The following is a 19,508-nucleotide window of genomic DNA, read 5'->3' on the forward strand; positions in this document are numbered from 1 at the left end:
AACATGGTAAACAAATTAGTTTACCATGTTTTTTTCATGAATTTATATTATAAACAACATAAAAATTGTAAAATATATGTATATTAATGATATACTTTTTAATATATTTTTGAAAGGGATTGAGAATTTTGAGTTTTTATGAACAGGATAATATTGAATTAACTAAAGAAGAAATTGAAAACTGTAGACATAAATCTGAAAAGAAATGGTATGGGATATTACTATTTATTAATTTTGCTATAATAATCACAGTTATAGCATTTTGTATTATAAATATACATAACTATAATACATTACCTGATACATTAAAAGAATCTTTTTCAGATCCTTCTTCATATGCAAATGTAGTAATATCTCCTACTTCTGCTTTAAGTAGTTTTCCAACCGAACTTCAACTATTACTAGCAGGTATTGTAACAATAATTGCTTTTCCTTTTGGAGTAAATCTTTATTATGCTAAATACAGATCAAGAGCTATAAAAATTACCGAAAACAACTTTCCAGAAGTTTATTATAATATAGCTAAATATTCTCATAAGTTAGGACTAAAAAGGGTTCCTGAAGCATTTTTAATTCAACAAAATGGTGTTATGAATGCATTTTCTGCTTTTATAGTTCGTAAACAGTACATTGAAATTGATAGTGATTTATTTGAAATTGCTTATAGAGAATATAATGATTTAGAATCTATTAATTTTATAATAGCTCATGAATTAGCTCACATTAAATATAAGCATGCTACTTTTTATTATAATTTATTTATAATGTTTTCAACTGTACTTCCTATTATAGGAAGCACTGCTTCAAGAGCTAGAGAATATAGTTGCGATCGATTAGCTCAAAAAGTTACAGGAAACAACGGTGTTGAAGCTATGTTTTCTTTATTTGCAGGGAAACATCTTTATAAAAAAATAGATGTCCATGATTATATTAATAATAGTAATGACATAAAAGGCTTTTTTGTATGGTGTAATAATTTAGTTAGCAGTCATCCAATATTACCAAAAAGAATCAGAGCTTTAGTAAAAGGCGAAGGAAGTGGAGACCTTTATTGATAATATATAAAATGAAAAATAGTTAATGTAATCTGCACATTACATTAACTATTTTCATTTTCACACAACTTATTTAAATTCAATAGTGGCTTATAAATAACATAAGATATAATTTTTAGAGAAAATTTTATTCCTTAAAGGAAAGATGATACTAACTAGTTTTTAGAATAATACTCTACAACTAAAACTTCATTAATTTCTATTGGAACCTCTGTTCTTTCAGGATATCTTTGTAAAACTCCTGAGAAATTAGCTTCATCTTTACTTAAATATGGTAAAACATTAAGAATATTTGATTCAAAATTTTCTTTAAACATAACATTCTTTTGAGACTTTTCTCTTAATTTTATTTCATCTCCAACAGAAACATTGAATGATGGAATATCAACTTTTTTACCATTAACTAAAAAATGACCATGTACAACCATTTGTCTTGCCTGTCTTATTGAATTTGCAAATCCTAATCTATAAACTAAATTATCTAATCTGCATTCTAATAAATTAATTAAGGCATGCCCTGTTAATTCTCTTGATTTAGATGCTTTTTCAAAGTAATTAGCAAATTGCTTTTCCATAACCCCATAATAAGCTCTTAATCTTTGTTTTTCTAATAATTGAGTACCATAGTCAGAAAGCTTTTTATCATTTCTTGCTGTGCCTTTAGTAGCTCTATTCATTGCTTTTGGGTGTCCACAAACATTTAAGCCTAATCGTCTGCACTGCTTAAACCTTGGGCCCATCATCTTTGCCATATAATCATCTCCTTAAATTATTTCTAAGCCTAAATACAATATATCATACATTTTACCTTTTGTAAATGATAATAATTATCATTATCATTTTATTTTTCTGCCTATCTTTTTCAATAATAAAAAAATATATAATATTTAATTGCAATAAAAATAGCGATAAGAATTTAAGATTACAAATTTATACTAACTGAATAAATTCAATTTTAAATCTCTCAACGAAATTTTGTCATAAACTTGTTACTTACAACTTATCACTATCTATACTACTACTTATAAATTTTATCGTAATTAATTTAAGCCACTATTAACTTTTTAGCCCCTTCATAATAAGTCTCATCTTCTATCTCTTCAATAAATTTTTCAACATATGCTTCTGAAGTACATTCAATGAAAATTGCAACCTCATCATCAATAGACTTATCAATAACTTTTATATTATTAAAAGCTTCTCTACATCTATTTATTACTTCTTCTTTATCCAAAGCCTTTATTCTTAATATACAATTGCAAGTTTTACTAGCAAACTTTATTACATTTGCCTCTTCTTTATTAAAACTATCAACTTTAGTAAATCTATTATTTATAATATCATTTAAATCACTATAAACAGCACTTCCTGTAGGAAGTTTACCTGCTCCCTTACCTACAAATAATAGTTCTCCTATTTCATCCCCATTTAAAATAACAGCATTTACTTCATTATTAATTTGCGCTAATATACTTTCATTATCTACTAATATAGGTTTTACTGAAGTATAAACTCCACTTTTACACTTAAAAGCTTCTGCTACAAGCTTTATTTTACAGTTTAACTTATTAGCATATTTAAAATCATTAGTATCTATATTAGTAATACCCTCTATTGATATATCATCCCACTTAAACTTTTTATCAAATGCTAAACTTGATAATATTGCAAGCTTTCTTGCTGAGTCATATCCCATAACATCTGATTCTGGATTAGCTTCTGCAAAACCAAGCTGTTGCGCTTCACTTAAAGCCTCTTCATAGGATAAATTTTCACCATCCATCTTAGTTAATATGAAATTTGTAGTTCCATTTAATATTGCTTTTATACTACTAATTCCATTACCATAAAGACTTTCAGTTAATGGCTTTATTATTGGTATTCCCCCTGCTACAGCTGCTTCAAACTTTAATGAGACATTATTTTCCTGCGCCAATTGGAAAAGTTCATGTCCAAAAGTAGCTATTAAGTCTTTGTTAGCTGTAACAACATGCTTTCCTAAAACTAATGCTCTTTTTACATAATCATAAGCAGGATGTAACCCACCGATTACTTCTATTACAACATCGCTTTTAATAGAAAAGAACTCCTCTACATCAGTAGTTATAACCTCATTGTGACTGGAATTAAGATGTTTTTCTTTATTTCTAACCAATATACTAGTTATTTTTATATCATCTTCCCTGTTGTATTCTCTATTCTTATCTATTAATTCAATAAGCCCACTGCCTACTACTCCATACCCCATAATAGCTACTTTAGTCATTACTATTCCTCCAATCAAATACCTATATAGCTTTTAATGCTTCACTAATATCATTAATTAAATCTTTAGCATCTTCTATTCCTACAGAAAGTCTTAATAAATCTGGTGTAACTCCACTTGCTAATAGTTCTTCTTCATTTAATTGACTATGACTTGTAGTTGCTGGATGTAAAAGACAGCTTCTTGCATCTCCTAAAGTTACTGCTAAAGCAATTACATTTAATCCTCTACTAAATTCCTTGGCATTTTCAATTCCGCCTTTAACTCCAAATGTTAAAAGCCCACTAGCCCCACCTTTAAGATATTTCTTTGCCAAATCATAATATTTACTTCCTTCAAGTAATGGATAGTTAACCCACGAAACCTTTTCTTCAGTAGTTAACCACTGAGCTATTTCTAAAGCATTTTTTGAATGTCTTTCCATTCTTAAATGTAAAGTTTCTAATCCTAAGTTAGTTAAGTAAGCATTAAATGGACTCATACAAGCGCCTAAATCCCTTAATAAAGTTACTCTAAGCTTTACTATATATGCAGCTTGTCCAAAGCTTTCAACATACTTAAGTCCATGATAGCTTGGATCTGGTGTTGTAAAGTCATTAAACTTACCATTAGTCCAATCAAAATTTCCTCCATCTACTACTATTCCACCAATTGTTTGAGCATGTCCTTCTGAATACTTTGTTGTTGAATGTACAACTATGTTTGCACCATGTTCAAATGGATTGCAATGATATGGTGTTGCTACCGTATTATCTATTATAAGTGGCACTTGAATTTTTTTAGCAACTGAAGAGAACTTATCAAAGTCTAAAATATTTAATCCTGGATTTCCTATTGTTTCACCATATATAGCCTTTGTATTTTCTTTTGCTAGTGATAATATTTCTTCTTCAGATGCATCTGGTTCAACAAAACTAACTTCTATTCCTAAATTTTTTAAATGAACATTAAATAAATTAACTGTTCCTCCATACAAAGATGTTACTGAAATAATATGATCTCCTGCTTTACAAAGATTTAAAACTGCATAAAGTATTGCTGATTGTCCTGAAGCTGTTGCTACTGCTCCAACTCCTCCTTCTAATTTTGTGTATTTATCCTCTAGCGCCCCAACTGTTGGATTAGAAATTCTACTGTATAAGTGTCCTTCTGCTTTTAAAGCAAATAAAGCTTCTAGTGTATCTGGATCATCATATTTGTAGGTTGCACTTTGATAAATTGGTAATACTCTTGGTTCACCTGACTTTGGTGAATACCCCCCATGAATTCCTATTGTTCCTTTTCCTAAATTATTTGACATAAATAAAGCCCCCTTTTTTTATAATTAGGAGTTCGTAGTTTTTAGTTAATAATTAACTTCAACTCTAATCCTATATTCATTTAAATTTTGATACTTATTGCTCTTTTATTAATTATTAATGGAAAAATATTAGCCTTGTTCTTAATTGTTATAAATTCCAATTTAAAATTTTTATACAAAAAAAGCTATTTCTTATTATCCTTATAGATAATGAGAAATAGCATAAAACTCTATTTTACTAATATATACTCTCATTTCTCAGGTTAAACCTGCAGGATTTAGCACCAACGTACATCAGCAAAATTTATAACTATAAGTCACAGTTAATTTATATAACTTGTCACTTACAACTTATCACTTGTTACTGATAACAGGTTGCTAGGTTTCTCAGGGCCAGTCCCTCCACCGTTCTTAATAAAAGATTTTCTATTAACTTGTTATCTTTATTATACATATATGGAATATTTTTTCAATAGTTTTTTTATAAATTTTTTACATTTTTATAAACTCTTTATTTGATATTATACCATCTGCCTTTATATCATGTTCCTCACACTGTATTTTATCAATGATCTGCAAATCATATGCCAATGCAATTTTAGGACATTTAATATTTTTTCTAGAAATATATTTATCATAATATCCTCCACCATAGCCAATCCTATTTCCAAATTTATCAAAAGCTACTCCTGGCATAATTATTAAATCAAACTCTTCTCCAATTTTGTCTTCTTTCACAGTTTTAGGTTCAAGTATTCCCCACTTATCCACACCCATGTTATCTAAACTGTTAATTTTCATAGCTACCATTTCCCTTTTACCTTTATCGGTTTTTGGCACATAAATTTCTTTATTATCACTTAATGCATATTTTATAAACTCCTTAGTATCAACTTCCGAACCAAAGCTTATATAAGTAAATATTTTATTGGCATTCTTATAAGTATCACTATTAATCAACCTTTTAAAGATTATACTATCATATTCTTTTTTTAAAACTACTTCTATATCATCTCTTGTCTTCAATATTTCTTTTCTTATATAATTCTTATCCATAAGTCTCACTCTCCCCAAATTACTTTCTATCTATCTGTATCCTGCTTTTATACATCTCTATATTAAGTGATATTCTCATTTATCATTATACTATAACCCTACTACATATTTTATTAGTTAATTTTTATATTTTAATATAATCAAAAAAGGTTGTAGTTTAAACTACAACCTATAATAATCTATAATTATCTTCTATTTTGTTCTTTTTTAGCTCTTCTACAAGCTACACATCTTGTTGGCTCATTTGTAAATCCTTTTTCCTTGTAGAATTCTTGTTCTCCTACTGAAAATACGAATTCACTTCCACAATCTCTACATACTAATGTCTTATCTGTCATAAATATTCCTCCTGAAATTAAAGATTCTAAATTGATATAATAATCTCTAATTTTCGAGAAACTATTTACCTAAATGAAACTTTTTTTTGTTAGCAACTTTGCTACTCATTTATAATAACATAGTATTTATTAAATTACAACCTTTTTTAATTATTTTTTATAAATAATTAAAATTCATACAATATTTTCTATATTATTATCTAAACACCTCTAAGTAATATTATATCTCTTAATATTGAAGCTGCAGCATTCATGGTTCCTGAAGCGCCACCAATTATACTTATATCCCCTAAAGTATCTGTTTTATAATATATCCCCTTATTTTTATAATCTACGCAATATAATGGATGATTTTCATCAATTTCTATTGGTGTTACATAACCTTTGACTAAATTATCTTTCTTATATACCTTACCAATTAACTTTATCTTATTTCCCCTTACTTTAGCTTTTTCTATATTATCTAATCTAACTTCTTCAATCCCATTAATTTTTAAATCTTCTAGTTTTAAATCTGAATTCATAAGTACATTTGATAAAATAATTATTTTACTTGCTGTATCATATCCTAAAACATCTAAACTAGGATCGGATTCTGCTATACCAACCTTTTGTGCTTCTAATAAGGCTTCTTTATAATCTACATTATCATTAGCCATTTTACTTAATATATAATTAGTAGTGCCATTTAGTACTCCTTCAATACTTTGAATTTTACTCCCTGCAATATCATATATTCCTCCATTAATTGAAGGTAATGCTCCACCTGTTGTACATCCAACCTTAAGCTCTACATTATTATTATCAGCTAAAACTTTTAATTTTTTATAATCTAATAAAATAGGACCTTTATTCCCTGTAACAACATTTATATTATTTTCCAATGATTTTCTAATATGAGTAAGCCCTGGTTCGCCAGTTTCTATATTAGTTGAAGTTAACTCTACCAAAGTATCTATATCATTATTACCAATAATATCATTAATATTCAAATTATCTTTCCACTCATTGTGGCATGTAATATTTATATTTTCATCAATTACTTTTAATATCTCACTTAAATTTATTCCAGAAGCATTGTATATTCCTCCATTGCTTTTTATTATGTATTTTACGTTTATTTTTAAATTGTATTGTTGCAATAAATAACTTTCTTTATCTATTAACAATTTTATTAATGCTTGTCCTACTCCTCCAAATCCAATTAACCCAATATCCATAGTATTCACCCCAATTTTATATTATAAAAGCACTTATCTATTTAAAGATAAATGCTAATTATTTCATCACTCATTTTATTTAAAATCGTTATTTATTATATAATTAATAGCTTCTTTACTTCTCTCTTTTAAATTTAATGTCTTAAATAAGTAAATCATTAACACTAAGCCTAATATAGGAAGTAATACAAATAAGATGTTTGTCCATAACTGTGAAGTTGGATAATAAACAAAATTAACTAAGAAGTTATTAGCAAAATGCATTATCATACATAAATATATTGATCTTGTATAATAATATACAGTTCCTATTATTAATCCTAATAAAAACGCATTAATTCCTTGTGGAAAATTTAGATGTGCTATTCCAAATATTAATGCTGAATAAATAATAGCTTTTTTCCTACTATATCTATTAATTAATCCATTTAATATAATTCCTCTATATAATAGTTCTTCAAAAAATGGTGCCATTATGCAAGTTTCTACTAATAATATAACTATAGGAATTGAGTTTAAATATTCAATAACATATTCATATGTATTACCTGTTGGAAAGAAATATAAAATATAATCGAACCATCCATAAGTTAATAAAATATATGAAACTATTAGTAGCGGAACTAATACCCAATCTCTTTTTCTTAATTTAAATCCAGTATTTATATTATTTACTTTATTGTTTCTATTGTTTAGAAAAATAATTAATATTAATATTGCACCAAACTCATATGCTGCCGATAATGCTGTCGATATCCACATCCAAAATCCACTATATGTTACAACTCCTAAACTATTTAATATAATATAAAAAATATCTGTAGGTTTATTTAAAAATAAAGTTATTATATCAAATAAAATTGTTATTCCTATAGCCTGCCAAAAGTTTAATGGGCTTAAATTTATTTTGCTACTATTTAATTCTTTTATATAATTAATCTTCATTAAATTAATCCTTTTCTTTTCTAATTGATTCATATATCTATTCTATTTTAAAAACCAATTAATGTAAACAATGTTATACAAAAAAAGCTAGCTTATTTGATATTAATATTCTTAAACCTTAAGAATATATTATAGCTAGCCTTATATTAATTATCTATTTATCAATCTTTGATACAAAAGTTGAACATTCTGTTTGTATTTCAGATAAAGCATAATCTCCTCCAATTGTTATATTGGATGCATCACATTTATTATCTTTATTATGTTCACAATTTATAGCTTCACAAGTTACATCTAACATTGTATTAGCTGATTTCACACTACTAGTAAGTTCACCAGTTTTTCTTCTAAAATCTTCACAACTTGTAAAATTAGCTGTAATGGTATTTTTACCTGCAATTTTAATACTTTCTTTGCTACACAAGTTTTGTGAATTATATACACATGTAGTAACATTACATGATAAATTATTCATTCTTATACCTCCTCTTTAGTGCATAATTCTCTATATATTATTGTTATAAGCTTACTTTTTTATACTTTCATTAAGTAATTATCTAACTTTTTCTATAAGTTACTTTATTTTTTAGTTATATTCGATTAAAATTATTAGTAATAGTTAAAATATATGTTATAAATGTTATTTACTTAGGACATAATTATTCTTTATAGAATAATTTTAAATTCCTTTAAGAATATTTTTAACTTAAATAATTAAGCGTTAATAGGAGAGGTAAAATATGTCAAGTGAAATTAATTCTTCTAATTTTATAAGAAACATAATAATTGACGATTTAGAAAGCGGAAAACATAAGGAAATAATTACACGTTTCCCACCAGAACCAAATGGATACCTACATATAGGTCATGCAAAATCTATTCTTTTAAACTTTGGATTAGCTGAAGAATTCCATGGTAGAACACATCTTAGATTCGATGATACTAACCCTGTAAAAGAAGATACAGAATATGTTCAATCAATTAAAGAAGATGTAGAATGGCTTGGTGGAAAATGGGATGAACTTTACTTTGCATCAAATTACTTTGATGAAATGTATAACAGAGCTGTTTTATTAATAAAAAAAGGATTAGCTTATGTTTGTGATTTAACTCCAGAAGAAGCTAAAGAATATAGAGGTACTTTAACTGAACCTGGTAAAGAAAGCCCTTATAGAAACAGAACTGTTGAAGAAAACCTAGATTTATTCGAAAGAATGAAAAATGGAGAATTTGCAGATGGAGAAAAAGTTTTAAGAGCAAAAATTGATATGGCTTCTCCAAATATGAACATGAGAGATCCTATTATCTATAGAATTGCTCATGCACATCATCATAATACAGGTGATAAATGGTGCATATATCCAATGTATGACTTTGCACACCCATTAGAAGATGCTATAGAAAAAGTAACTCATTCTATTTGTACTTTAGAATTTGAAGACCATAGACCTCTATATGATTGGGTTGTAAGAGAATGTGAAATGGATTGCCAACCTAGACAAATTGAATTTGCTAGATTAAATATGACTAATACTGTTATGAGTAAAAGAAAACTTAAACAACTAGTTGATGAAGGTGTTGTTGATGGATGGGATGATCCAAGAATGCCTACTATTTCTGGTTTAAGAAGAAGAGGTTGTACACCAGAAGCTTTAAAGAATTTCTGTGCTGCAATTGGTGTTGCTAAAGCTAACTCTACAGTAGATTCTCAAATGCTTGATTATTTCGTAAGAGAAGATTTACAAATGAAAGCTCCTAATGCTATGGCAGTCTTAAGACCTTTAAAATTAGTTATTACTAACTATCCAGAAGGGCAAACTGAAATGCTTGAAGTTAGCAACAATGCTAAAGATGAATCTTTTGGTAAAAGACTTGTTCCATTCTCAAGAGAATTATATGTTGAACAAGAAGACTTCATGGAAGTTCCAATAAAAAAATACTTTAGATTATTCCCTGGTAATGAAGTTAGATTAATGGGTGCTTACTTTGTTAAATGTAATGAAGTTATCAAAGATGAAAATGGTAATGTTACTGAAATTCACTGTACTTATGATCCTGAAACTAAGAGTGGTTCTGGATTTACAGGAAGAAAAGTTAAAGGAACTATTCACTGGGTAGATGCAAATAATTGTGTACCTGCTGAATTTAGATTATACGAACCATTAATCTTAGATGATGCTCCTGAAAATGAAGGTAAGAATTTCTTAGAACAAATAAATCCGAACTCTATGGAAGTTTTACAAGGATTTATTGAGCCAACTGCTGCTAAGGATGCTAAACCTCAAGATAAATTCCAATTAGTTAGAAATGGATTCTTTAATGTTGATACTAAGTATACAACTGCTGATAAATTAGTATTTAACAGAATTGTATCTTTAAAATCTTCATTTAAATTAAAATAAAAGAAAAAATAAGAGAAAGGCAAATGCCTTTCTCTTATTTAAATTAGGTATAGTGAGTGTTCTTGAGGTTTCATACACAGTAATACTTTATAATCGGATTCACACTGAGTCGCCACTTATATAATCATTTTTCTATAGCTTTCTTTCGATGCAAAAACTATAAACACCAGTTAAATTGTTTAGGGTTTACTTCTTTTTTAATATTCATCCCATCAGTCTTCCTCCAACACTCTTATCAATATTATTTTGCTCCGTATTATTAATTTAATACTAGAATTTATTTCTATAAACAGCTTTTAAATTATGACCATTGATTATTTGTTGCTGTTTTTTCTTGTTTTTCACATGTACAATTCTTATAATTTTCTACTTTTACACCAGCTGGTGATGCCCATTGATTATTTACTGCAGATTTTGGTGCACCACTATTACATCCACATCCACAACTTGATTCACAACTACTTTTTTCTTTTGTATGACATCCACACTTTGAATGTTTATCCATAACATTTACCTCCAGTGTCTTATTAAATTTAGCCCTGATACAGCCAAGTCTTAACTTAGTTCTACCACCGCTACAGTAATAGTTTGTACATTTTATTTTCTTTGATACCTTGTATTAATTTCATTTCAGTCCAAGTTGTGAAGTTAAATTAAAATATTGAAAAATTATATATTAAGTAGTTAATATATAAAACTTTAGTTTTTTTATAAAAAATAAAAACCCCTACTTATAAGGAGTTTTTATTTTGTAAATATTTTATTGCATTGAATTTTGGTTAGCATTTTGTTGTGCTTTTTTATAAGCTTCTATGTTTGAATCAATTTGAGCACTACTCATTGCACTTTGAGAATTTGCATTACTTTGCATATTGCTTTGTTGTTGTGCACTACTATTCATACTTTGTTGAGTATTATTGCTCATAGTCGAACTATTTTGACTTTGTTTATTCATAAAAAACACCTCCTTTTACATTTCGATATTATTTTATGAAGTTCTGTTAATATAATACACATTAAATTTTTCCAAGTTATATTATTAGCTAAACATAAATATTTTTTATTTTATATTTAAAATATAAAATAAAAAAGCAACTATACTATTTTAAATATAGCTGCTTTCAATACTATTTTATAACTCTAAAAATCTATTAAATCTTTCTCTAACCTTATCTTCACCCATAATTTGCATTATAGTATAAAGGTCAGGAGTGTTTGTTCTGTGTGATAATGCACTTCTTACTGCTCCAGCAACATCAGAAATCATTCCCTTATATTGATCTGGATTAGCTTTATATTCTTTTCTGTTTGCACAATATCCAAGTTCTGCTCCAATTACTTTTAAATCTTCAAACCAATTTTCTTGGCTTCCAGCATTGAAGTTAAACTTCTTAGCATATTCTTCAATTATAGCTTTAGCATTTTCTAATGATAAAGTCTTTGGTAATTCCACTTGATCTGCTGTTTCATTATAGAATAACTCATCGAAGAAATAGAAAATCTTATCTTTAACTTCATCCCATTTAGCAAAATCTTTTCTTGGCTTTGGACCTTCTTTATCTATGTTGAATATTTCCTTAGACATAGCTTCATTTGCAGTTACTAAGTTATACATTTCTTCATCATATTGCTTAGCCCATGCTGTATATTGTTCATATACTTTATTTGCTGGCATTCTAGCAATAACATCTTTAGAAACATCATTTAACTTAACTAAGTCAAATAATGCTCCACTCTTACTCATTTTTTCTAAAGCAACATGGAATTCATGGTAATCAGCAGTAGGATTTTCTGCTCTCCATTCTTCATAGCTTGAGTTTACTATGTTTAATAAGTATTCAATAACACAAACTACTGGATATCCAACTTCGTTGTAGTAAGATACAGCTGCTTCAGCATCTTTTCTCTTAGAAAGCTTTCTCTTAGATCCACCTTCTTGTTTCATTATTGTTGGAATATGAGCATAGTTTGGTCTTTCAAATCCTAATACTTCAAATAATTGAACATGTATTGGAAGAGATGATAACCATTCTTCTCCTCTTATTACATCTGTAGTTCTCATTAAATAATCATCAATTGCATGTGCAAAATGATAAGTTGGAAGTCCATCACCTTTTATTAAAACAACATCTTGATTGTTTTCTGGGAAAGATATATCTCCTTTTATTAAGTCGTGGAATTCTACTCTATTTTCAATATTTCCTGGTGATTTTAATCTTAATATATAAGCTTCACCATTGTTTATTCTTTCAATAGCTTCTTCTTCAGTAATATTTCTGTATTTAGCATATTCTCCATAGTATCCAGGAGTTATCTTATTAGCAATTTGTTCTTCTCTTAATGCTGCTAATTCTTCTGGAGTACAGAAATCTGGGTATGCTAATCCTTTTAATAATAAGTCCTTAGCAAAAGTTCTGTATATTTCAGCTCTTTCACTTTGTCTGTATGGACCATATTCACCTTTTGAAGTTTCTTGACCAGTCATTCCTTCACTGAAGTCCATTCCAAAGTTATGCATAGTTGCAATTGTATCTTCTATAGCACCTTCAACTTCTCTTTTTTGGTCTGTATCTTCTATTCTTAAATAGAAAACACCTTCACTTTGACTTGCTAATCTTTCATTTATTAATGCAGCAAAAACTCCACCTATATGTTGGAATCCTGTTGGTGATGGTGCGTATCTAGTTACCCTAGCACCTTCTTTTAAATTTCTCTTTGGGTATTTTGCTATATAATATTCTCTATCATGTTCTACATTTGGGAATATCATTTCAGCTAACTTTTCAAATGCCATCTTATTTTTCTCCTTTTAATTTTATTTATTTTTTACAAAATAAAAAGTCTTTCACCCTAAACTTTTAGGACGAAAGACTGTATTTCCGCGTTACCACCTAAATTGGTTAATATAAATTAACCCACTCAAATACTTATTTAATTTTATTGCTCCCTGGTTTCCTTCAATAGTTCTAAATTTTAGGCTTACACCACTTCCTAAATCGCTTTAAATTAGAATTCTATTTACTGCTCCTAATCAACACAATTATATTAACTATTATTTTCAAATTACAGATTAATTATACAGATTACAATTATTATTGTAAAGTATTTATACTAAAGTGAATATATAAAAAAATAATTCAACTTCTATACCGCCTCATTTATATTTTTTTACTTCTAATAAGTATATCTTAAATAAGCAACTTTATAGTTATAAATACAATATCGACCTGAAATTTAATTTATACTTTACATCAATACTACTGATATCATTGATATTACACAGAGAACTATATATAAAATCATCCCTACATTCAAATAAATAGTTTTAGCAACTGTACCTTTTTCTAGTTTTATTTCACCTTCTGATAAATGTATATTCTTTCTATTATTGATTAATAAAACTATTCCTATAATAGTAATTGCTATTAAAACTAATCCTGCTACTCCAATTAACGCTATATTACTACCATCTCCAACTATAGATGGCATAATTACACTTCCAACAATGTTAATTGCTATATGTAATATTATTGAATATTTTATAGTACCAGTCTTTAATGTTACATAAGCAAATATAACTCCTAATCCGACTGCATAAAAAAACTGAGAAAAATTTGCATGAAATAATCCAAACATAATTGCTGTTGTAATTATAGCTACTTTATCACCATACATTCTTATCTTATTAAGCATTATCCCCCTAAATAACATTTCTTCAACAATAGGAGATAATATTCCTGCAAAAATCAAACTCCAAATCCAATTGCTTGTCCCTACTACATTAGCTATTGGATTCATTATCTCGCTACCCTTTATTGCAGCAATTATCATTAGTAAAATAGTAGTTAAAAAGTTAACCACATATAATATTGCATAAGACATAAAAAATAGTAAAATCATTTTTCCTACACTTAAACTTTTACTTTCCTTTTTCTCACCATCAGGAAGCTTTCTAACCATTACATAAAATATAGGAAAGCCTATAAAGTAAAAACTAATTGCAATAGCTATATAATTTACCCAAGGTTGTTCTAACAATGATGGCCTAATTACATTAATAGCTGAATAATAAATTGTTTGTATAACATTTACTACTATCATACAAACTAAGATAGCTAATCCAATTTTAGCAAATACTTTTTTGTCATTTACCTTAGTCTTTAATTCCATTTTTTCTCCTCCAATCAATAATTAAATATACTTTGAAAACTAAGTTTATCTATTAAATTTTAACATTTATATCATTATTTTAAAAATATACCATTTCATAACTTATTACTTTTGTGAACTTATACAAAAATAAGGAATTACATCTCAATTATTAGCTGTAATTCCTTTTATTAAATCTGTTTAATTCAAAAAGTTGTGATTATTAATCTAAGTTCTTAGTATCAATCCAAGACATCATTTCTCTTAACTCTTTACCAACCTTTTCAATTGGATGTTCTGCTTCCATTCTTCTCATAGCATTAAATTGTGGTCTTCCAACTTGGTTTTCCATTAACCAATTTCTTGCAAAAGTACCATCTTGAATTTCAGTTAATACTTTTTTCATTTCTTTCTTAGTTTCATCAGTAACTATTCTGTTACCAATCATGTAATCACCATATTCAGCAGTATCAGATATAGAATATCTCATTGCAGCCATACCACCTTGGTATATTAAATCAACAATAAGCTTCATTTCATGTAAACATTCAAAATAAGCATTTTCTGGGGCATATCCACCTTCTACTAAAGTTTCAAATCCAGCTTTGATAAGTGCTGTAACACCTCCACAAAGGACTGCTTGTTCACCAAATAAATCTGTTTCAGTTTCATCTTTGAATGTAGTTTCTAATACACCAGCTCTAGCTCCACCAATTCCATTGGCATAAGCTAATGCAAATTCTTTAGCTTTTCCTGTGTAATCTTGTTGAACTGCTATTAAGCAAGGAACTCCTGAACCTTCAGTATAAGTTCTTCTTACCATATGTCCTGGTCCTTTTGGAGCAACCATGAATACATCAACATCTGCAGGAGGAACTATTTGTCCATAATGAATGTTAAATCCATGAGCAAATACTAAAGCATTTCCTTCTTCTAAATATGGAGCGATTTCTTCTCTATATAATTTAGCTTGTTTCTCATCTGGTACTAAAACCATAACAACATCAGCAGCCTTAACAGCATTTGCAACTGTAGCAACTTCTAATCCGGCTTCCTTAACTCTATTCCATGATTTACTTCCTTCATATAATCCAACAACTACATCAATTCCACTTTCATGAAGGTTTAATGCGTGAGCATGTCCTTGGCTACCATAACCGATAACTGCAACCTTCTTTCCCTTTAATAAACCTAGATTTGTGTCCTTTTCATAAAACATCTTTGCCATTTTTTATACCCCCGACTTATTTATTTTTATTTATAAAAATTCACTACCAAATTCTTATGATAGAAATTTAAATTAACTTTTTATTATTAACTAATAGATGTAAAGTAAAAACTTTTCGCTTTTGCTTTTTATCTATTCATTTTTATCTATTACTTATTGCCTATTCCTCTACAACATCTTCTTCATTAATTATTTGATGAATTGGTGCTCCCGGAGCAACCATAGGGAATACTTTTTTATCACTATCAATTCTATAATCAATTATTACTGGTCTATCTACAGCTAAAGCCTCTTCTAATACAGAATCAAGTTCTTCTCTTTTTTCTACCCTAAATCCAACGCCTCCAAAAGCTTCAGCAAGCTTAACAAAATCAGTAGCTCTATCTAAAGTAGTTTGAGAATATCTAGCCTCATAAAATAAACTTTGCCATTGTCTAACCATTCCTAATGCATTGTTATTCATTACAATAATTTTAATTGGAATATTATATTTAACAGCTGTTGCAAATTCATTGCAGTTCATTCCAAAGCTTCCATCACCAGCAATGTTAAATACAGTTTTATCAGGATTAGCAACTTTAACTCCAATTGCCGCACCTAAACCAAATCCCATAGTTCCAAGTCCTCCAGATGAAATTAAAGTTCTTGGTGTTTTAAAATTAAAATACTGTGCTGTCCACATTTGATGCTGTCCAACTTCAGTCGTCATAATAAAATCACCTTTATCTAATTCACTAAGCTTTTCAAATAAAAATCTTGGTGTTAATTGCTCACCATCATCCTTATTATTTTTTGTAATAGCTAAAAGCTTTAATTCATCTACTTTTTTTAACCACTTATCATTTTTCTTATAATCTATTAAAGGCATTAATCTTTGTAATGCTACCTTAATATCACCTATAATAAATGAATCTACTTTAACATTCTTATTTACTTCTGCCGGATCCACATCTATTTGAATTACCTTAGCATTATTAATAAATTCTCTATCGCTAATTACCCTGTCACTAAACCTTGCACCTAATGCAATTATTAAATCGCACTTAGTTGCTAAAATATTTGATGCATTACTTCCATGCATCCCTATCATTCCAGTATTTAACCTATGTTCTGAAGGAATTGCACCTCTACACATTAATGTTGTTGCAACTGGTGCATTAATTTTTTCTGCAAAATTAACTAGTTCTTCAGTAGCACCTGAATTAATAACTCCTCCACCTGCATAAATAAGTGGTTGTTCTGAATCATTAATATATTTAGCTACTTCATTTAATGAATCAACAGTAATATGCTTACTTTTTGGTTCCACTGGTAATGGCTTTAAATTTTTATATTCTGTTTTATCAGATGTAATATCCTTTGGAATATCAATTAATACCGGCCCTGGTCTTCCTTCTCTAGCAATATAAAATGCCTTTCTAACAGTTTCCTCTAACTCATTAACATCTTTAACAATAAAATTATGTTTTGTTATTGGCATTGTTATTCCAGTAATATCAACCTCTTGAAAGCTATCTCTTCCAAGCAGACTTTTTTGAACATTACCTGTTATTGCAACTAATGGAACAGAATCCATATATGCAGTTGCAATTCCCGTTACAAGATTTGTTGCTCCTGGACCTGATGTAGCAATACATACCCCAACTTTTCCTGATGACCTTGCATAACCATCAGCTGCATGAGCTGCACCTTGTTCATGGCAAGTCAAATAATGTTTAAGCTGATCTCTGTATTTATACAAATAGTCATAAATATTTAATACAGCTCCTCCAGGATATCCAAAAACAGTGTCAACACCTTCATTTAATAAAGTCTTAACAAGAATCTCAGCACCTGTTAATAACATTGAAAATAACCCCCTTTATATTAGTTAACTTATAACTATTTAAATACTGCCCCTGAGCTTGCTGAGCTAACTAATTTAGCATATCTTGCTAAATATCCCTCTTTAACTTTTGGCTCAACTGGCTTTAAATTTGATCTACGCTTTGCTAGTTCTTCATCGCTAACAAGCAAATCTAAATTACCATTTGTAATATCAATAGAAATAATATCTCCATCTTCTACTAACGCAATATTTCCACCTTCAGCTGCTTCAGGAGAAACATGTCCTATTGCTGCACCTTTAGTTGCCCCACTAAATCTTCCATCTGTAATAAGTGCAACAGATGTATCAAGTCTCATTCCACATATTGCAGATGTAGGTGATAACATTTCTCTCATTCCTGGTCCACCTTTTGGACCTTCATATCTAATAACTACAACATCGCCTTCAACAATTTTCTTACCCATAATTGCTTCAATAGCCTCTTCTTCAGAGTTAAAAACTTTAGCTGGCCCTTTATGAACTAACATTTCTTTTAAAACTGCTGATCTCTTAACAACAGCTCCATCTGGTGCTAAATTTCCTTTTAAAACTGCAATTCCACCAGTTTGACTATATGGTTCTTCTATATGTTTTATTACTGAATAATCTAAAACTTTTGCATTTTCAATATTTTCTCCAACAGTTTTACCAGTTGCAGTAATACAATTTAAATTTAATAAATTCTTCTTATTTAATTCACTCATTACAGCTCTAATTCCACCAGCTGCATATAAATCTTCTATATGAGTATCAGATGCTGGAGCTAGTTTACATAAGTTCGGCACCTTTGCTGACATCCCATTTATAATATCAAGATTTATAGGTAATTTAGCTTCATTTGCAATTGCTGTTAAATGAAGAACACTATTTGTTGAGCATCCAAGTGCCATATCTACTGTTAATGCATTTTTAATGGCATCTTCTGTTACTATATCTCTTGGCTTAATATCTTTTTCTAAAAGCTTCATTACAGCCATCCCTGCATACTTAGCAAGTCTTATTCTTTCGGAATAAACAGCTGGTATTGTTCCATTGCCTGGTAATGCTAATCCTAAAACTTCACATAGACAATTCATAGAATTTGCAGTAAACATACCTGAACATGATCCACAAGTCGGACATACTTTTTCTTCTAATTCTGCTAAATCTGATTCAAGCATTAATCCACTTTCAACTGATCCAACAGCTTCAAACATTGTAGATAAAGATACTTCCTTACCTTTAAATTTACCAGCTAGCATTGGTCCACCACTAACTATTACTGATGGAACATTTACTCTTAATGCAGCCATGACCATTCCTGGAACTATCTTGTCACAGTTTGGTATAAATACTAAAGCATCAAATGCATGAGCATTTGCCATACATTCAACAGAATCAGCAATAAGTTCTCTAGTTACTAAAGAATATTTCATTCCTTGATGTCCCATTGCAATTCCATCACATACACCTATTGTTGGAAATACTAATGGTGTTCCTCCAGACATTAATACTCCTTTTTTAACACCTTCAACAATTTTATCTAAGTTAACATGACCAGGAATTATATCATTTTGAGATGTTACAATTCCTATTAATGGTTTATTTATTTCCTCATCAGTTAATCCTGATGCTTTAAACAACGATCTATGAGGAGCCTTTGCTACTCCCTTTTTAACTACATCACTTCTCATTTATATCAC

The 19,508-nt window shown here is 28.8% G+C and carries 17 protein-coding genes and 1 riboswitch; of the genes, 2 read left to right on the forward strand and 15 right to left on the reverse strand.

Annotated elements, in window-relative coordinates:
- The first annotated feature begins 128 nt into the window (after positions 1-128).
- Positions 129-1,055: a M48 family metallopeptidase gene (locus ABUA17_RS06515; RefSeq protein ID WP_055275561.1), complete on the forward strand. Its 927-nt coding sequence runs from the start codon at positions 129-131 to the stop codon at positions 1,053-1,055.
- Positions 1,056-1,210: 155 nt separating this feature from the next.
- On the opposite strand, the gene rpsD is transcribed toward ABUA17_RS06515, so the two are convergent.
- The 8 genes from rpsD to ABUA17_RS06555 form a co-directional block, all read right to left on the reverse strand.
- Positions 1,211-1,807 carry a 30S ribosomal protein S4 gene (rpsD, locus tag ABUA17_RS06520; RefSeq protein ID WP_042400595.1) on the reverse strand — a complete coding sequence of 199 codons (597 nt, stop codon included), beginning with the start codon at positions 1,805-1,807 and terminating at the stop codon, positions 1,211-1,213.
- Between the two features lie 293 nt (positions 1,808-2,100).
- Positions 2,101-3,321, reverse strand: a complete 1,221-nt coding sequence (locus ABUA17_RS06525) for a homoserine dehydrogenase (RefSeq protein ID WP_195951415.1) — start codon at positions 3,319-3,321, stop codon at positions 2,101-2,103.
- Between the two features lie 22 nt (positions 3,322-3,343).
- Entirely contained in the window at positions 3,344-4,621 is a 1,278-nt protein-coding gene (locus tag ABUA17_RS06530; protein WP_042400590.1) for an O-acetylhomoserine aminocarboxypropyltransferase/cysteine synthase family protein, read from the reverse strand.
- Between the two features lie 248 nt (positions 4,622-4,869).
- A riboswitch (SAM riboswitch) is annotated at positions 4,870-5,042 on the reverse strand.
- Positions 5,043-5,113: 71 nt separating this feature from the next.
- Entirely contained in the window at positions 5,114-5,677 is a 564-nt protein-coding gene (locus ABUA17_RS06535; RefSeq protein WP_195951416.1) for a 5-formyltetrahydrofolate cyclo-ligase, read from the reverse strand.
- Positions 5,678-5,862: 185 nt separating this feature from the next.
- Positions 5,863-6,015 (reverse strand): zinc-ribbon domain-containing protein, encoded by a 153-nt coding sequence (locus ABUA17_RS06540; protein WP_042400586.1) that lies wholly within the window; start codon positions 6,013-6,015, stop codon positions 5,863-5,865.
- A 200-nt stretch (positions 6,016-6,215) separates the two neighbouring features.
- On the reverse strand, positions 6,216-7,235 hold the full coding sequence (locus ABUA17_RS06545) for a homoserine dehydrogenase (RefSeq protein ID WP_195951417.1): 1,020 nt from the start codon (positions 7,233-7,235) through the stop codon (positions 6,216-6,218).
- Positions 7,236-7,310: 75 nt separating this feature from the next.
- Positions 7,311-8,213 carry a CPBP family intramembrane glutamic endopeptidase gene (locus ABUA17_RS06550; protein ID WP_078061372.1) on the reverse strand — a complete coding sequence of 301 codons (903 nt, stop codon included), beginning with the start codon at positions 8,211-8,213 and terminating at the stop codon, positions 7,311-7,313.
- 121 nt (positions 8,214-8,334) lie between these two features.
- The gene (locus ABUA17_RS06555; protein WP_042400581.1) at positions 8,335-8,655 is read right to left on the reverse strand and encodes a DUF1540 domain-containing protein; all 321 of its coding nucleotides are present in this window, start codon (positions 8,653-8,655) and stop codon (positions 8,335-8,337) included.
- A 265-nt stretch (positions 8,656-8,920) separates the two neighbouring features.
- On the opposite strand from ABUA17_RS06555, the gene ABUA17_RS06560 reads away from it, so the two are divergent.
- Positions 8,921-10,582, forward strand: a complete 1,662-nt coding sequence (locus ABUA17_RS06560) for a glutamine--tRNA ligase/YqeY domain fusion protein (RefSeq protein WP_042400578.1) — start codon at positions 8,921-8,923, stop codon at positions 10,580-10,582.
- Between the two features lie 301 nt (positions 10,583-10,883).
- Here the strand turns inward: ABUA17_RS06560 and ABUA17_RS06565 are convergent, their stop codons facing one another.
- The 7 genes from ABUA17_RS06565 to ilvD all read right to left on the reverse strand — a co-directional run bounded on the left by ABUA17_RS06565 (position 10,884) and on the right by ilvD (position 19,499).
- The gene (locus tag ABUA17_RS06565) at positions 10,884-11,087 is read right to left on the reverse strand and encodes a hypothetical protein (RefSeq protein WP_042400576.1); all 204 of its coding nucleotides are present in this window, start codon (positions 11,085-11,087) and stop codon (positions 10,884-10,886) included.
- 255 nt (positions 11,088-11,342) lie between these two features.
- On the reverse strand, positions 11,343-11,537 hold the full coding sequence (locus ABUA17_RS06570; protein ID WP_042400574.1) for a hypothetical protein: 195 nt from the start codon (positions 11,535-11,537) through the stop codon (positions 11,343-11,345).
- Between the two features lie 177 nt (positions 11,538-11,714).
- Positions 11,715-13,376, reverse strand: coding sequence for a glutamate--tRNA ligase (gene gltX / locus ABUA17_RS06575; protein WP_042400572.1), 1,662 nt, complete (start codon positions 13,374-13,376; stop codon positions 11,715-11,717).
- Between the two features lie 452 nt (positions 13,377-13,828).
- Complete coding sequence (locus ABUA17_RS06580) at positions 13,829-14,752, reverse strand: CPBP family intramembrane glutamic endopeptidase (protein ID WP_055275551.1); 924 nt, start codon at positions 14,750-14,752, stop codon at positions 13,829-13,831.
- A gap of 202 nt (positions 14,753-14,954) precedes the next feature.
- Positions 14,955-15,959, reverse strand: a complete 1,005-nt coding sequence (ilvC, locus tag ABUA17_RS06585) for a ketol-acid reductoisomerase (RefSeq protein ID WP_042400566.1) — start codon at positions 15,957-15,959, stop codon at positions 14,955-14,957.
- A gap of 160 nt (positions 15,960-16,119) precedes the next feature.
- The gene (gene ilvB / locus ABUA17_RS06590; protein ID WP_042400562.1) at positions 16,120-17,805 is read right to left on the reverse strand and encodes a biosynthetic-type acetolactate synthase large subunit; all 1,686 of its coding nucleotides are present in this window, start codon (positions 17,803-17,805) and stop codon (positions 16,120-16,122) included.
- A gap of 35 nt (positions 17,806-17,840) precedes the next feature.
- Positions 17,841-19,499, reverse strand: a complete 1,659-nt coding sequence (ilvD, locus tag ABUA17_RS06595; RefSeq protein ID WP_195951418.1) for a dihydroxy-acid dehydratase — start codon at positions 19,497-19,499, stop codon at positions 17,841-17,843.
- Positions 19,500-19,508: the final 9 nt, after the last annotated feature.

Origin of the sequence: Clostridium sp. RTP31139st1_H3_RTP31139_211217 (assembly GCF_040227035.1) — a bacterium.
Taxonomy (GTDB): Bacteria; Bacillota; Clostridia; order Clostridiales; family Clostridiaceae; genus Clostridium; species Clostridium saudiense.

Bases quoted from the DNA above. Each gene is read 5' to 3' on its own strand.
- rpsD (WP_042400595.1), bottom strand. From the start codon at position 1,807: ATGGCAAAGATGATGGGCCCAAGGTTTAAGCAGTGCAGACGATTAGGC.
- ABUA17_RS06525 (WP_195951415.1), bottom strand. From the start codon at position 3,321: ATGACTAAAGTAGCTATTATGGGGTATGGAGTAGTAGGCAGTGGGCTT.
- ABUA17_RS06530 (WP_042400590.1), bottom strand. From the start codon at position 4,621: ATGTCAAATAATTTAGGAAAAGGAACAATAGGAATTCATGGGGGGTAT.
- ABUA17_RS06535 (WP_195951416.1), bottom strand. From the start codon at position 5,677: ATGGATAAGAATTATATAAGAAAAGAAATATTGAAGACAAGAGATGAT.
- ABUA17_RS06540 (WP_042400586.1), bottom strand. From the start codon at position 6,015: ATGACAGATAAGACATTAGTATGTAGAGATTGTGGAAGTGAATTCGTA.
- ABUA17_RS06545 (WP_195951417.1), bottom strand. From the start codon at position 7,235: ATGGATATTGGGTTAATTGGATTTGGAGGAGTAGGACAAGCATTAATA.
- ABUA17_RS06550 (WP_078061372.1), bottom strand. From the start codon at position 8,213: ATGAATCAATTAGAAAAGAAAAGGATTAATTTAATGAAGATTAATTAT.
- ABUA17_RS06555 (WP_042400581.1), bottom strand. From the start codon at position 8,655: ATGAATAATTTATCATGTAATGTTACTACATGTGTATATAATTCACAA.
- ABUA17_RS06560 (WP_042400578.1), top strand. From the start codon at position 8,921: ATGTCAAGTGAAATTAATTCTTCTAATTTTATAAGAAACATAATAATT.
- ABUA17_RS06565 (WP_042400576.1), bottom strand. From the start codon at position 11,087: ATGGATAAACATTCAAAGTGTGGATGTCATACAAAAGAAAAAAGTAGT.
- ABUA17_RS06570 (WP_042400574.1), bottom strand. From the start codon at position 11,537: ATGAATAAACAAAGTCAAAATAGTTCGACTATGAGCAATAATACTCAA.
- gltX (WP_042400572.1), bottom strand. From the start codon at position 13,376: ATGGCATTTGAAAAGTTAGCTGAAATGATATTCCCAAATGTAGAACAT.
- ABUA17_RS06580 (WP_055275551.1), bottom strand. From the start codon at position 14,752: ATGGAATTAAAGACTAAGGTAAATGACAAAAAAGTATTTGCTAAAATT.
- ilvC (WP_042400566.1), bottom strand. From the start codon at position 15,959: ATGGCAAAGATGTTTTATGAAAAGGACACAAATCTAGGTTTATTAAAG.
- ilvB (WP_042400562.1), bottom strand. From the start codon at position 17,805: ATGTTATTAACAGGTGCTGAGATTCTTGTTAAGACTTTATTAAATGAA.
- ilvD (WP_195951418.1), bottom strand. From the start codon at position 19,499: ATGAGAAGTGATGTAGTTAAAAAGGGAGTAGCAAAGGCTCCTCATAGA.